Here is a 12,793-nt window from a genome sequence, read left to right as displayed (position 1 = left end):
CGCGAACCCGCGTCGCCCCGCGGGCGTCAGCGCGTGGAACGCTTCCGCTTCGGCGGGCCGGCCGCAAGGCCGTGCAGGAACAGATCCCACACCGCATCGGCGTCGCTGCCGTCCGAGCGCACCGGTGAACCGCTGATGGTCACGGCGAACGAGTAGAACATGATGGCCTGGAGCATCGTGCCCGCGATCGCCCGGTGGTCGAGGCCGCTGCGGATGGCGCCCTGGGCTGCCGCTTCGTCGAGGAGGCCCTGCAGAAGGGCGAACACGGGGGCGAAGGCCCGCGCCGCCTCCTTCGGATGCTCGGTGAGGAGCTGCTGCGCGAACTGCGCCATGCCGGGGATGACCGTCTTGCCCTCGGAGCTGTCCTCGGGCAGGGGCCGGCACAGCAGGTAGTGCTCGACCGTGAACCGCCGCAGGCGCTCCAGAGCGTCGTCCTCGTCGGCGATCGTCTCCTGCAGACGCCGCGCCGCGCTGTGCACCGACTCCTCGAACAGCGCGAGCAGCAACTCGTGCTTGCCGGTGAAGTACTGGTAGAAGCTCCGCAGGGACTGGCCGGACTTCTTGACCACCTCCTGGACGGTGAAGTCCTTGCCGTAGTCGCCGCTCATCAACTCGAGCGCGGCGTCGAGGAATCGCTGCACCCGCTTCTCGGCCCGAAACCGCGCGGGATCGACCGACCGGGCCACGGCCAGGTCACGCCAGCTGGTGGTGGGTGCCTGAGCCGCTTCGGGCTCGACTGATGAATCTTCCGCTGCCACCTGGCAAGCCTACGGCCTCTCGGCGTCACGTCGGCTGGGGCTGAATACGGCTGCCGTTATATAACCAGAGGGGTATATTGATGGTGTGCCCCTGCCATTCGACCTACTGGCCGACCCCACGCGACGGCGGATACTCGGGCTACTGCTCCGGCGTCCCTACCTCGTGGGGGAGATGGCCCACGAGCTGGAGATGAGTCAGCCGCGGGTGTCCAAGCATCTGCGGGTGTTGCGTGACGCCGGACTCGTCACGGTGCGGGCGGAAGCGCAGCGCCGTTGGTACGTGCTCCGCCCGGAGCCGTTGGCCGATCTCGACGCATGGCTTGCACCGTATCGCCGCCTGTGGACCGAACGCCTGGACGCGCTGGAACGGCACCTGGAAACGATGCCCGACACCCCCATGGAAAGGTCGCGTCACGCGGCCGAGGAGTCGTGAGAACGATGAGTACCACCACCTTTGACGGGCGTCCTGCCCTGCAGTTCGAGCGCCGCCTGAAGCACAGCCGGGAGAAGGTCTGGCTGGCCGTCACCGATCCGGACCACCTGAGCCAGTGGTATCCGTTCCGGGTGACAGGAATGGAGCCGAGGGCCGGTGGTCGGCTTGCCTTCGACGACGGTGAGGGCACTCTCTACACGGCCACCATCACTCACTTCGACCCGCCACGGTTGTTCGCGTTCGACGAGTACGACCCGGACGGCAGGGAGCGCGAGTTCGACGATCACCTGAGGATCGAGCTGCGTGACGAGGGAGACGGCTGCCTCCTGGTGTTCACGCACGTCATGGCCGATCCCCTGATTGCGGACGGCGCCTCCGTTGGCTGGCAGAGGTGCTTGGACGAACTCGCGGCACAGCTCGACGCTGCGGGATGACCCCCCAGCGGCAGGCCGGTCTTCCGCTGGTCGGCGGGCTGACCAGCGGAAGATGCCCGTGACGTGCAGTCCGGCCGAGTAGATGGTTGCCCTCGACGCGGTGAGGGTCCGGCTCGACGCGTCGCAGCTCGATCGCCTCGACGCCGCCACACGCGTCCATCCCGGATACCCGCACGACATCCTGCAGAGGCACAGCGCCGCCCTTGCACCGCCCGGGTGATGTGTCCCGTGCTGCGCAGGGTCCTGTCATGAAGCGGTTCTCGGCTCACGGACGTCGCCGTACACGCCGCCGTCTCCCCGTGTGACGGTGACCGCGAGCAAGGCCATGTCGTCGTCCGCGCCGCCGCTCCCGGTGTGCCGGTGGACGTCGTCGACGACGGCGTTCAGCACGGCGTCGGGGCCTGCGAAGCGGCGGCCGGCGAGGGCGGTGACCGGGTCGTAGAAGACGCCGGCGCGGTCGCGCGCCTCGGTGACGCCGTCCGTGTACAGCAGCAGCGTGGCGCCTTCCGGGAAGGGCACGGCGTCCACCGCGACCCGGTCCGGGTCGGCGTCCAGCACCGCCAGGCCGAGCGGCAGTGCCGACCGGGACGGCTCGGCGGCCCGGATCACGCCGTCCGGCAGGAGCACCAGCGGCGCGGGGTGGCCGCGATTGACCAGTCTGACCTGGTCGCCCGATGGGGCGATCTCGGCCAGCAGGGCGGTGATGAACCCCTCGATCCGGTCGAGACTCGGCCGGGACTCGAGTTCACGGGCCAGGGTGCGCTCCAGTCGTCGCCAGACTCCGTCCAGCGTGGGTTCGTCGTGAGCGGCCTCGCGGAACGCCCCGAGGACGACGGAGACCGCCTCGACCGCGCCCAGGCCCTTCCCCCGCACGTCGCCGATGATGCAGCGGAGACCCTGCCCTGTCCTCTGGACGGCGTACAGATCTCCGCCGATCTGCGCCTCCTTCAGCGCGGCCTCGTAGCGTACGGCGATCCGGAACGGCCCGATGCGGCTGCGGGGGCGCGGCAGTACCGCGCTCTGCACGACCGTGGCGATCCCCCGCGCCGAGCGCAGCCGCACATCGCGGCGGTAGAGCACCCGGTTGATGACCACGGCCATGATCGCGACGGCCGCGATCGACGCCAGTTCGGTCAGCCCGCCCTCCAGCTCATGCGGCAGATAGCCGAAACGGGTCAGCACGGCGGCATCGACGGCACAGGCGGCGATGCCGGTCAGCACGGTCCCGGTCAGCGACATCAGCGGGGCCGCGATGATGGGCGCGATCGAGTAGAAGGCGGTCGCGCTGAACTGCCGCGGGGTCAGTACGTCCAGCAGGCCGCCGCCGATCAGCAGGACGACAGGCAGCAGCCGGGCGCGGCGTACGAGGCCGCGCCCCACGTCGGTGGAGGGCTCACCGGCACTCGCCACGTCCGTGCTCCCGTCGTCAGGGCTGTCGCCTCAGACTTGCCGGGACGCCGCGTTCCGGCCAGCCGTACGCCCCCCGTGAGTGAATCGATTAGGCCGTGGCCGCACCCGGTACGAGTAGTTCTCGAGCAGGAGATGCCCGACGCCCGGCTCCCTCAGCCACACCCGGTCCTCCCGGGCCGCCTGACAAACTCACGGAGATCCCCATGACCGAGAACACCGCTCCCCGCCCCGTCCTGGAACCCGCCGCCGCGGCCTTCGCCGAAGCGACCGCGAACCCGCCGTACCTGTTCGACCTCGGCCCTGTCGAGGGCCGCAGAGTCGTCGACGACGTGCAGTCAGGTGAGATCGCCAAACCCGATGTCGACGAGGAATGGGTCACCGTGGCCGGTGGTCCCACCGGCCAGGTCCGCACGCGCATCGTCCGTCCGGCGGGAGCCACCGGACAGCTCCCGGTGATCATCTACATCCACGGCGCCGGCTGGGTCTTCGGCAACGCCCACACCCATGACCGCCTGGTGCGCGAACTGGCCGTCGGCACAGGCGCCGCCGTGGTCTTCCCCGAGTACGACCTCTCCCCCGAGGCCCGCTATCCGGTCGCCGTCGAGCAGAGCTACGCCGTCGCCCGCTGGGTTGTCACCGACGGCGGCGGGCACGGTCTGGACGCCTCACGCATCGCCGTCGCCGGCGACTCCGTCGGCGGCAACATGAGCGCCGCCCTGACCCTCATGGCCAAGGAACGCGGAGACGTTCCCCTCGTCCAGCAGGTCCTCTTCTACCCCGTCACCGACGCGGCCTTCGACACCGGTTCCTACCACCAGTTCGCGGAGGGGTACTTCCTGCGCCGCGACGCCATGCAGTGGTTCTGGGACCAGTACACGACCGACGAGAAGGAGCGCGCGGAGATCACGGCCTCCCCACTTCGCGCAACCGCCGACCAGCTCACGGGCCTGCCCCCGGCCCTGGTCATCACCGCCGAAGCGGACGTCCTGCGCGACGAGGGCGAGGCGTACGCGGCCAAGCTGCGCCAGGCCGGCGTCCCCGTCACCGCCGTCCGCTACCAGGGCATCATCCACGACTTCGTCATGCTCAACGCCCTGCGCGAGACCCACGCCGCCCAGGCCGCCATCAGCCAGGCGATCAGCACACTGCGCATGGCCCTCGGCACCGCCTGACCCGTGAGACGCCTCAGGGTTCCGTGTCGCAGGGGTGGCGCGGAACCCTGCTGGACGGCGTCACGCAGGGAACGTGTGTGCGGGGATGGCGAGGCACTCGGCTCTCGGCATCCCCACGGCCTCCAGCTCGGACGTACGTGAACTCCTCGCCCAGGGACACCCGGACGCCATGCGACTGGCCCGGGCCGCCGGCCGGCGTGCGGGCGAAGTCCTCGTCACGGTGGTCCCCTTGCGCCGACGCCCGCCTCGCCGCCACCGTGAGCGGCACGCACGAAACAGGAGGGGCTGACGCAAAACCGAACGCACTGAAAGTACGATCAACCAATGTCTGACACGACCGAAACCATGCCCGGCTGGCTCAGTCCCGACGAACTCGAAATGGCGCGCGCAAGCATGCCGATCCTCTACGTCGAGGCCGTGCCGGTGAGAGTCGACGACAGCGGCGAAGTCACCAGCATCGGGCTGCTGCTCCGCATCGGCCCGGACGGGACGGTCAGCCGCACCCTCGTCTCCGGGCGGGTCATGCACCATGAACGCGTCCGCGACGCCCTGCTGCGCCATCTGGAGAAGGATCTCGGCCCGGTGGCGCTTCCCCGGATTCCGGCATCACTGCAGCCCTTCACCGTCGCCGAGTACTTCCCGACGCAAGGGATCACGGCGTTCCACGACCCGCGTCAGCACGCGGTGTCCCTCGCCTACATCGTCCCGGTGGCCGGCGACTGCCGCCCGCGGCAGGACGCTCTGGACCTGGTCTGGTTCAGCCCGCAGGAGGCGTCGTCGCCGCTGGTCCAGAACGAGATGCCAGGCGGACACGGGGTCCTCCTCAAACAGGCACTCGCACACGTAGGCTGCCTGTCCTGAGCGAAGCCGGAAGGGTAACGGAGACATGGCCTTCATCCACCGCACCACGATGACGCCCAGCAAGCTGGAGCTTCTCGGCTCCTGGCTGCCTGCCCAGCCGTGGTATTCGGGCACGGGGCGCGAACCGAAGCTGACCAAGGCCGGCGGCTTCCGTCTCGACGATCCGCAAGGCGATGTCGGCATCGAGTTCATGGTGGTCACCGACGAGTCCGGAGACCAGCCCGCCACGTACCAGGTGCCGTTCACCTACCGCGGGCAGCCGCTGGACGGAGCCGATCACGCACTCATGGGAACCTCCGAACACGGGGTGCTGGGACGACGGTGGATCTATGACGGAACACACGACCCGGTTCTCGTCGCCCAGCTGTTCGCCCTGATCGTCGGCGAAAGCGAACCGCAGGCCCAGAGCGCCAGCGACACCCCCGACCCAACCGTCACGAGCCACTTCTCGGAGACCGGCCATTCAGCGGCGATCAGTCTCAAGTCCGTGACCGACGGGCCGGAACACACCGATCTCCTCGTGCAGACCGACACCGCCCCAGGCCCGGGGACCCGACCGGACCGGCAGCTGGTCATCCGCGTCCACCGGATCCTCGGCCCCGGCCGAGACGCCGCGTCCTCCGATGCGACTCGGCCCCTGGGACACGTCACCGCCGGCTGGCTTCAGCCCGACGGCACCAGCGCGCGCGACCTCTTCTGCGTGGTGCATGACGCCGCAACCGACCAGCGACCGAACGGCTGACGGTCCGCGGACTCGCCTGATGCGCCGTCGCGCACGTCGAGGCAGGGGCGGGCGTGGGGGCCGCGTCACTCTCGTGGCGCTCTGCCGGCGGGCTGGCCCTCACGACCGCTGCTTTTCGTGCCGATGCGCGCTGATTCCCCCGGCTGGGCGGTACGGGCCGAAACCTTTTCCCCCGGAATGCCCTTATGTGATCCATGGAGCCCCATTTTCAAATCGCCGACCGCGATGAGAACGACTGGACGGTCGTAGAGATCCACGGCGAGGTGGACGTCTACACCGTGCCGCGCATTCGCGATCACGTGATCACCCGGATCGAGGACGGCCGCCTCCGCCTCATTCTCGACCTGCGCCGGGTGACCTTCATCGACTCGACGGGCCTCGGCGTGTTCGTCGGCATCCTCAAGCGCATCCGCGAACGCGAGGGCGCCCTGAGACTGGTGATCGCGAGTCAGACCGTCCGCAAGATCTTCGACCTCACCAGCCTGTACGGCGTCTTCCCCATCTACGACTCGCTCGGCGCCGCGCTGACGGCCCCATAAGCGCACGCGCGGCTGACCGGCAGGAACAGTGACAGTCCGACGGGCAGAAGCCCGCCGGACCGCTGCACCACTACCCCCGGCGGTATGCCGAGCGGGGCGAGCCGGAGTTCGTTCACTGGCGTTCGTGCGGGGTCAGGCCGCGGCGCCGCCTGGCACCCGCTCCCGTACCAGGGCGTACAGCACCACCGAGACGGCCATGATCCCGGCCGCGGTGAACACGCCCGGCGCCCAGCTGCCGGTCGCGTCGCGCATCACGCCGCTGACGACCGGGCTGGCCACCGCGCCGATCTCGGCGACAAGGTTGAACACACCGAATGCAGAGCCGCGTTGCTCGTCGGGCACCTGGTCACCGAGCATGCTGTGGACGATCGGCTGCAGGGCGTTGAAGAACAGTCCGGAGACGAACAGGATCAGTCCGAGCAGCCACAGCGACGGGCGCCCGGCCAGCAGGGAGAGGCCGAACGCCACCGCCAGCACCGTGTGTGCGACCGCACAGGCTATGGCGAGCGACTTGCGGCCCTTGCCGCGCCGCACCTGCCGGTCGGCGAGCCAGCCGCCGAGCGGGAAGCCGATGATTCCGGCGCCGGCGTTGAACGCGGCGGTCAGGGCGGCCGCGATGAGACTGCTGTGCGTGCTCTCCTTGACGATCTGTACGGACCAGAAGGAGAAGAACCACAGGTTCCACATCACGGCGATGAAGGCGATGTAGAGCAGCCACATGTTCTTGGTGAGCAGCACCCCGGAGCGACCGGTGCGGACGATCTCGCGCACCACCACAGCGATCATGGCGGCGGCCAACACGCCGGAGCCCACGGCGGTGAGCCAGTCCGGCCAGCCGAGCCGCTCGGTGAGCAGGAACAAGCCGGTGATGGCAACAGCGGACGGGAGCGAGTACGCGAGCAGCCGCACCAGCGGGGGCCCGAGCCGAAGGGGCCGGTCGCCGCGGGCCCGGAAGAAGGCCCAAGTGGCCGCGGCCACGAGCAGCGAGACGATGCCCAGCACGTAGAGCGGCATGCTCCAGGCGCGCCCGCCCATGCCGAGCGAGCCGCCCCAGTCGATCAGGTACGGGGTGGCGACGACGCCGACGGTCAGGCCGATCGACAGCCCCGAGATGACGACGCCGAGGCCCATCGTCCGCCGCTCGGGCGGAGTGTGGCCGATGACGAGTGTGCGGTCGTTCGAGTAGAAGACCCCCTCACCGAGGCCGGTGAGCACGCGCGCGACGACGAAGGCGACCAGTCCGGTGACCACACCGGAGACGAAGGTCATAACGCCCGCCCACACCAGGGACAGGACGAGCATCTCGCGGTGGCCGTAGCGGTCTCCGAGCCGTCCGCCGGCGTACTGGGTGAGCATGTAGCCCGTGAAGAACATCGAGCCGATGAGCCCGCCGAGGGTGGCGGGGTTGGCGGCGTCGCCGATGAACCCCGCCTTGTTCTCGATCATCCAGGCGATGACGGGGCCTGTGACCGTCCGGTCGGCGTAGCTGATCAGCCAGCCGAGCAGCAGGAACATCCACAACTGCTGGTAGCGGCCGCTGAAGACCGGACGCGGTTCGGCGGTGGCGACGGAGGCGGCTACGGGCCGTCCCGACCCAAGTAGGTCGCGCATGCATTCCCCTTGACGCGAGTGCCCCATGGGACCGGCTGTCGACCGGTCACCACGGAGCGCCTTAAGTAAGCGCTTGCTAAGGTCGCAGCAGGATGATCAAGACGTCAATAGAGATCACGTGGGGAAGCGCTAACTGTTGTGTCTCGGCGCCCGGTCCACCGCAGGCATACCGGCCGAACAGGGATGAGCCGGCGAAGAGCAGCCACCACACGTCGGAGATAGTGAGTCCTGAACAGAAAGATGCAACGAGCAGCCAGGACGAATGTGGATACGAGTAACAGCGGTACCGATCACGGCAGTACTGGTGACAGCAGCACCGACGGAGGCAGTACAGGTGACGGCAGCACGGACAAGAGCAGCGCCGGCGCCCGCACGGCATCGCACCCCAAGACAACCTCCCACGGGCGCGGGTGGCGCCGTTGGATGATGGACACTCGGCCGCTGCGGCGCCCGGCCTTTCGCCGGCTCTGGTCCTCGACCATCGTCACCGCCGTCGGCAGCCAGCTCACTGCCGTCGCAGTACCCAAGCAGATCTACGACATCACGGGCTCATCGGCGTGGGTGGGCTACGCCAGCCTCGCCGGGCTTGTGCCGTTGGTGGTCTTCGCGCTGTGGGGCGGCGCGATCGCGGACAGCATGGACCGGCGCAAACTGCTGCTGCTCACCAACGGCGGTATAGCCGTCACCTCGCTGCTCTTCTGGGTCCAGGCCGTCACAAGCCTGGACTCTGTGCTGGTGCTGATGGTGCTGCTCGCCCTTCAGCAGGCGTTCTTCGGCCTCAACTCCCCCGCCCGCAACGCATCCATCGCCCGCTTGGTTCCCAAGGAGGAACTGGCCGCTGCGAACGCGCTCGGATCGACGGTCATGCAGACGGGGTTGGTGGCCGGACCGCTGCTCGCCGGTGCCCTGATCCCCGTCATCGGCCTGGCCGAGCTCTATCTGATCGATGCCCTGGCCCTGTGCGTCACCGTGTGGGCGGTCTGGCAACTCCCCCCACTGCCGCCGGTGACCACAGCGGCGACCGGGCGGGCGGGATGGCGCGAGATCGTCGCAGGCTTCCGCTACATCGCGCAGCGCAAGGTACTGCTGCTGTCCTTCCTCGCCGACATCATCGCCATGGTCTTCGGCATGCCTCGGGCACTGTTCCCCCAGCTCGCCGCAGAGACGTATGCGCCGTACGGAGAAGGACTCGCGCTCGGGCTGCTGTTCGCGGCCATCCCGATCGGTGCGGTGGTCGGCGGCCTGATGTCGGGCACGTTCTCCCGCGCACGCCGGCACGGACTGATGGTCATCGCGGCAGTGGTGGCCTGGGGAGCGGCCATCACAGGATTCGGACTGAGCACCAGCCTGTGGATTGCGGTGGTGTTCCTCGCCGCCGCCGGCATCGCCGACATGATCTCCATGGTCTTCCGTGGAGCCATCCTGCTGTCGGCTGCCACCGACGAGATGCGCGGCCGCATGCAGGGCGTGTTCACGGTGGTGGTCGCCGGCGGCCCACGCCTGGCTGACGTGTTGCATGGCACTGCTGCTTCGGCCCTGGGAGTACGTACGGCTGTCGTAGGCGGCGGCCTGCTGGTCATCGCCACGATGCTGGCCCTGGCCGCCACGATGCCGGCCCTGCGACGCCATCGGGTCTGATCACGGGCGGCCGGGCCCGGCGTCGGCCCCGGCAGCTTGGCGCGTTGCCCCCCGGGGGCACGCCGAGGTCAGGCCGCATGCCGACAGTGGGGGTGGCGGTGGGGTGGAAGACCGGCTCGTGGTTCGCCGAGTACGCCCGCGAGCGCGGCGGCTTCGACGTCGAGCGCATCGACCTCGCCGAGGTCGTCGCCGATGCCGCACCGCTGAAGAAGGCCCTCGACCACCTCACCAAGGAGCGGTGGCACGAGGCCATCGGCTTCGTCCATCGACCGGGCACCATGGAAGCGGCGCGGGCGCTGGCGCGCACGTGGCCACTCCGCCTGGCCGCGGCACCGCGCGTGCCGGGGACCACGCCCAGGCGGCGCGGTCGCCCGCACGCATGCCGTCCACGGCGGCGCATTGATCCGTGTCCCGGCCCGGGGTACGAAGCACGAAGCCCTTCCGCGCCCGTTCCCCTATCGGAGACCACCGCATGAGCACATCCATCACCATCCATGAGACCGTTGCCAGCCGCGTGCTGACGGGGCGCGGCGCGGTCGACCACGTTCCGCAGGAGGTCGGAAGGCTCGGGACAGGGCGCGTCCTGCTGGTCGCGACCCCCTCGGCCAAGGCGGCGGCCGACCGCGTCGCCCAAGGACTCGGCGCGCGGCTCGCGGCCCGCTTCGACCGCCCCGCCGCGCACACCCCGGTGGCCGTCACGGCGGAGGCGATGGCGGTCGTCGAGGCGGCGTCGGCCGACTGCGTCGTCGCGATCGGCGGCGGCTCGGCGATCGGACTGTCGAAGGCGGTGTCCGCACGTACCGGAATGCCGCAGATCGCGGTCCCCACCACCTACGCGGGCTCGGAGGTCACACCCGTGCTCGGCGAGACCAAGGACGGTGTGAAGACCACGCGCCGCGATCCCGCACTGGTGCCCGGCACGGTGGTCTACGACCCCGATCTCACCCTTACGCTGCCGCCCGGCCTCACCAGGACCAGCGCGGTCAACGCCCTTGCCCACGCCGTCGAGGCCCTCTGGTCGCCCACCGCAAGTCCGGTCACGGACGCGCTGGCCACCGAGGCCGTGGGTGGCATCCTGACCTCGCTTCCGGCGGTGCTCGACGACGTGGCCGACCCGGAGGCCCGCGGACGCCTGCAGTCCGCGGCCTGGCTCGCCGGCCTCTGCCTGGCCCAGGCGCGCATGGGCCTGCACCACCAGCTCGCACACGTCCTCGGCGGCACCTTCGACCTGCCGCACGCGGAGCTGCACACGCTCTTGCTGGCGCACGTGATGGCGTTCAACCGGCCCGCCGCGCCGGAGGCGTTCGCCCGTATGGAGCGCGGCACCGGAGGGGACCCGGTCGTGGCCGTGTCCGACCTGGCCCGAGCCCACGACGGGCCGACGGCCCTCGCGGATCTGGGCGTCCCCGCCGACGCACTGCGCGGGATCGCGGAGAGGGTGGCGGCGGCTCCGTACCCGAATCCGCGGCCGATCACCGTAGAGGGTGTCGCGGGTCTGCTCGACGGCGCTTGGCACGGCCGTGTCCCCGGGGGCGAGGGCCGATAGGCACGACGCAAGCAGGGCGGAACGGAACCGAGGGCCCATGTGGTCTATGCGGTGGTTGGCCTATGCGGTGGCGGACGAACGCGTGCACGCGACCCGGAGGGAACTCCAGCGCGCGCCCCGCCTCGACCAGCGCCTCACCCACCGGCCAGCCCCCGCGGCTCTCCCCTCTCCCTTACGTAGCCTCACTAAACCAGCCGGGTCCAGTGATGTTACGATCAGCCACCCATCGACAGGAAACTTGATAATCGAGTGCGTCACCGGCGCGATCGCGGCGAACGGGGAACAGCCAGCGCCGGCTCAAGTACCCGAAAACGGAGAACGGTTCGACCGAGCAGAACGAGCAGAACGAACGGAGCCGCATGTCCATCCTGGCCCGGCCGGCGGTGGCCGCCTTCGCCGCCCAAGCCATGCAACGTCTTGTCCTGCTGGCGAGCCGACGCGCCTCCGGGCCGGGTTCGACGGCTTCGCGGCTCGCCCGCCTTCCGGAATTCCCGCGCACCGCACGCGAGTTGACGATCCCGACCTCGGTCGCCCCGGCCCAGGTCACGGTGTACCTGCCCGAGGCCGCCCCGGACTCGCCTCCGCCCGTCCACGTCAACTTCCACGGCGGCGGCTACGTCCTGCAGGGCGCGGAGATGGACGACGCACTGTGCCGCTGCCTCGCCGCGCAGGCGGGTGTGGCCGTGGTCAACGTGGAGTACGCCGTCGCCCCGCAGCACCCGTTCCCCGCTCCGCCCCGCCAGGGGTACGAGGTCGTCCGCTGGGTCGCCGAACACGGCGCCGAGCACGGGTGGGACGGCAGCCGCCTCACGGTGGGCGGCCAGAGCGCCGGAGGCGGGCTCGCCGCGGCCGTGGCCCGCCAGGCCCTCGAGGAGGGCGGCCCTTCGATCGCACTGCAGGTCCTCCACTACCCGCCGCTGGACCTCGTGACGAGCGCCAAGGACAAGCGAGCCGCCATAGCCAAGCCGATGCTGCGCCCCTGGATGGCGGAGATCTTCGACAACTCCTACGTGCCGGACCCGCGGAAACGCGCCGACCGGCTCGTGTCGCCCGCCCACCCGACGGACACCGCCGATCTCAAGGGCATCGCCCCAGCCGTGGTCATCACCGCGGAGTTCGACCTCCTCAAGGCGGAGGGCGAGCGCTACGCGGAGCGTCTGCGGGAGGCAGGCGCCCTGGTCGAGCACCACGACGTGCCCGGCGCCGACCACGGGTACGACGGCGAGGACGACGAGAAGGCCCGGCAGGTCTATGCGTTGATTGCCCGGCATGTACGGAAGGCCGTCCACGCAGAGGCACCCGAGGCCACCTGAGCGGATGCGGGATGCCGCCGGCCGCCTCTCCCCGAACGGCCGGCGACGTTCAGGGCCTCCGCATCAGGCCGCTTCTGTGTCACCCGCACCTACACGGTTGCGGGCAGCGTGCCCAGGCTCAGGGTGATCTCCACGGGCCGCCGCATCGGCATGACGGCCGAGTCCACCGCGAACCAGTACCCGCGGCCCGGTGTGGTCTACCGGCCGGTCCGCGACGCCGAGCCGATCGCCGTACGGCTCGCCTGGTGGCGGGACGACCCGCGCCCGGCCACGCAGGCCGCGATCGAACTGCTCACGGAGCCCTATCGCTAGGGCATCTGCCGCCAGGGGCTTCGC

General features: G+C 70.1%; 13 protein-coding genes and 2 pseudogenes. 11 read left to right on the top strand and 4 right to left on the bottom strand.

The window, feature by feature from the left end:
* Positions 1-26: 26 nt before the first annotated feature.
* A complete protein-coding gene (locus tag STSP_RS17955) occupies positions 27-758 on the bottom strand; it encodes a TetR/AcrR family transcriptional regulator (protein ID WP_067278801.1) in 732 nt (243 codons plus the stop codon).
* An 85-nt stretch (positions 759-843) separates the two neighbouring features.
* Between STSP_RS17955 and STSP_RS17950 the strand changes: the two genes are divergently transcribed.
* A complete protein-coding gene (locus tag STSP_RS17950) occupies positions 844-1,191 on the top strand; it encodes an ArsR/SmtB family transcription factor (protein WP_067278799.1) in 348 nt (115 codons plus the stop codon).
* Between the two features lie 5 nt (positions 1,192-1,196).
* A complete protein-coding gene (locus STSP_RS17945; protein ID WP_067278797.1) occupies positions 1,197-1,625 on the top strand; it encodes an SRPBCC domain-containing protein in 429 nt (142 codons plus the stop codon).
* 246 nt (positions 1,626-1,871) lie between these two features.
* Here the strand turns inward: STSP_RS17945 and STSP_RS17940 are convergent, their stop codons facing one another.
* Positions 1,872-3,035: a PP2C family protein-serine/threonine phosphatase gene (locus STSP_RS17940; RefSeq protein ID WP_067278795.1), complete on the bottom strand. Its 1,164-nt coding sequence runs from the start codon at positions 3,033-3,035 to the stop codon at positions 1,872-1,874.
* Positions 3,036-3,238: 203 nt separating this feature from the next.
* On the opposite strand from STSP_RS17940, the gene STSP_RS17935 reads away from it, so the two are divergent.
* The 4 genes from STSP_RS17935 to STSP_RS17920 all read left to right on the top strand — a co-directional run bounded on the left by STSP_RS17935 (position 3,239) and on the right by STSP_RS17920 (position 6,349).
* Positions 3,239-4,207 (top strand): alpha/beta hydrolase, encoded by a 969-nt coding sequence (locus STSP_RS17935; protein ID WP_067278793.1) that lies wholly within the window; start codon positions 3,239-3,241, stop codon positions 4,205-4,207.
* Between the two features lie 324 nt (positions 4,208-4,531).
* Positions 4,532-5,068, top strand: coding sequence for an NUDIX hydrolase family protein (locus tag STSP_RS17930; RefSeq protein WP_067278791.1), 537 nt, complete (start codon positions 4,532-4,534; stop codon positions 5,066-5,068).
* 25 nt (positions 5,069-5,093) lie between these two features.
* On the top strand, positions 5,094-5,810 hold the full coding sequence (locus tag STSP_RS17925) for a maltokinase N-terminal cap-like domain-containing protein (RefSeq protein ID WP_067278788.1): 717 nt from the start codon (positions 5,094-5,096) through the stop codon (positions 5,808-5,810).
* A 194-nt stretch (positions 5,811-6,004) separates the two neighbouring features.
* Positions 6,005-6,349 (top strand): STAS domain-containing protein, encoded by a 345-nt coding sequence (locus STSP_RS17920; RefSeq protein WP_067278785.1) that lies wholly within the window; start codon positions 6,005-6,007, stop codon positions 6,347-6,349.
* A 132-nt stretch (positions 6,350-6,481) separates the two neighbouring features.
* On the opposite strand, the gene STSP_RS17915 is transcribed toward STSP_RS17920, so the two are convergent.
* Positions 6,482-7,960, bottom strand: a complete 1,479-nt coding sequence (locus tag STSP_RS17915; protein ID WP_067278783.1) for an MFS transporter — start codon at positions 7,958-7,960, stop codon at positions 6,482-6,484.
* A gap of 264 nt (positions 7,961-8,224) precedes the next feature.
* Between STSP_RS17915 and STSP_RS17910 the strand changes: the two genes are divergently transcribed.
* The 3 genes from STSP_RS17910 (at position 8,225) to STSP_RS17900 (ending at position 11,144) form a co-directional block, all read left to right on the top strand.
* Positions 8,225-9,598 (top strand): MFS transporter, encoded by a 1,374-nt coding sequence (locus STSP_RS17910; protein WP_408646319.1) that lies wholly within the window; start codon positions 8,225-8,227, stop codon positions 9,596-9,598.
* 77 nt (positions 9,599-9,675) lie between these two features.
* A complete protein-coding gene (locus STSP_RS17905; protein WP_157902855.1) occupies positions 9,676-10,074 on the top strand; it encodes a hypothetical protein in 399 nt (132 codons plus the stop codon).
* Complete coding sequence (locus STSP_RS17900; protein WP_067278776.1) at positions 10,071-11,144, top strand: maleylacetate reductase; 1,074 nt, start codon at positions 10,071-10,073, stop codon at positions 11,142-11,144. Before STSP_RS17905 ends, STSP_RS17900 begins: the two co-directional genes overlap by 4 nt.
* 73 nt (positions 11,145-11,217) lie before the next feature.
* On the opposite strand, the pseudogene STSP_RS40260 reads toward STSP_RS17900, so the two are convergent.
* A pseudogene (locus tag STSP_RS40260) lies at positions 11,218-11,301 on the bottom strand (siderophore-interacting protein); the annotation flags it as partial.
* Between the two features lie 202 nt (positions 11,302-11,503).
* On the opposite strand from STSP_RS40260, the gene STSP_RS17895 reads away from it, so the two are divergent.
* Both STSP_RS17895 and STSP_RS17890 read left to right on the top strand, forming a co-directional pair.
* Positions 11,504-12,457, top strand: a complete 954-nt coding sequence (locus STSP_RS17895) for an alpha/beta hydrolase (protein ID WP_067278773.1) — start codon at positions 11,504-11,506, stop codon at positions 12,455-12,457.
* Between the two features lie 117 nt (positions 12,458-12,574).
* A pseudogene (locus tag STSP_RS17890) lies at positions 12,575-12,769 on the top strand (LysR family transcriptional regulator); the annotation flags it as partial.
* Positions 12,770-12,793 lie beyond the last annotated feature (24 nt).

Origin of the sequence: Streptomyces jeddahensis, from assembly GCF_001642995.1 — a bacterium.
In the GTDB taxonomy this organism is placed as follows: domain Bacteria; phylum Actinomycetota; class Actinomycetes; order Streptomycetales; family Streptomycetaceae; genus Streptomyces; species Streptomyces jeddahensis.
The sequence above is the reverse complement of the archived record's forward strand: the minus strand, read 5'-3'. Positions and strand labels throughout refer to the sequence as shown.

What these genes read in the sequence shown, in the direction of transcription:
- STSP_RS17945 (WP_067278797.1), top strand. Translation starts at nt 1,197, where the DNA reads ATGAGTACCACCACCTTTGACGGGCGTCCTGCCCTGCAGTTCGAGCGC.
- STSP_RS17935 (WP_067278793.1), top strand. Translation starts at nt 3,239, where the DNA reads ATGACCGAGAACACCGCTCCCCGCCCCGTCCTGGAACCCGCCGCCGCG.
- STSP_RS17930 (WP_067278791.1), top strand. Translation starts at nt 4,532, where the DNA reads ATGTCTGACACGACCGAAACCATGCCCGGCTGGCTCAGTCCCGACGAA.
- STSP_RS17925 (WP_067278788.1), top strand. Translation starts at nt 5,094, where the DNA reads ATGGCCTTCATCCACCGCACCACGATGACGCCCAGCAAGCTGGAGCTT.
- STSP_RS17920 (WP_067278785.1), top strand. Translation starts at nt 6,005, where the DNA reads ATGGAGCCCCATTTTCAAATCGCCGACCGCGATGAGAACGACTGGACG.
- STSP_RS17915 (WP_067278783.1), bottom strand. Translation starts at nt 7,960, where the DNA reads ATGCGCGACCTACTTGGGTCGGGACGGCCCGTAGCCGCCTCCGTCGCC.
- STSP_RS17905 (WP_157902855.1), top strand. Translation starts at nt 9,676, where the DNA reads ATGCCGACAGTGGGGGTGGCGGTGGGGTGGAAGACCGGCTCGTGGTTC.
- STSP_RS17900 (WP_067278776.1), top strand. Translation starts at nt 10,071, where the DNA reads ATGAGCACATCCATCACCATCCATGAGACCGTTGCCAGCCGCGTGCTG.
- STSP_RS17895 (WP_067278773.1), top strand. Translation starts at nt 11,504, where the DNA reads ATGTCCATCCTGGCCCGGCCGGCGGTGGCCGCCTTCGCCGCCCAAGCC.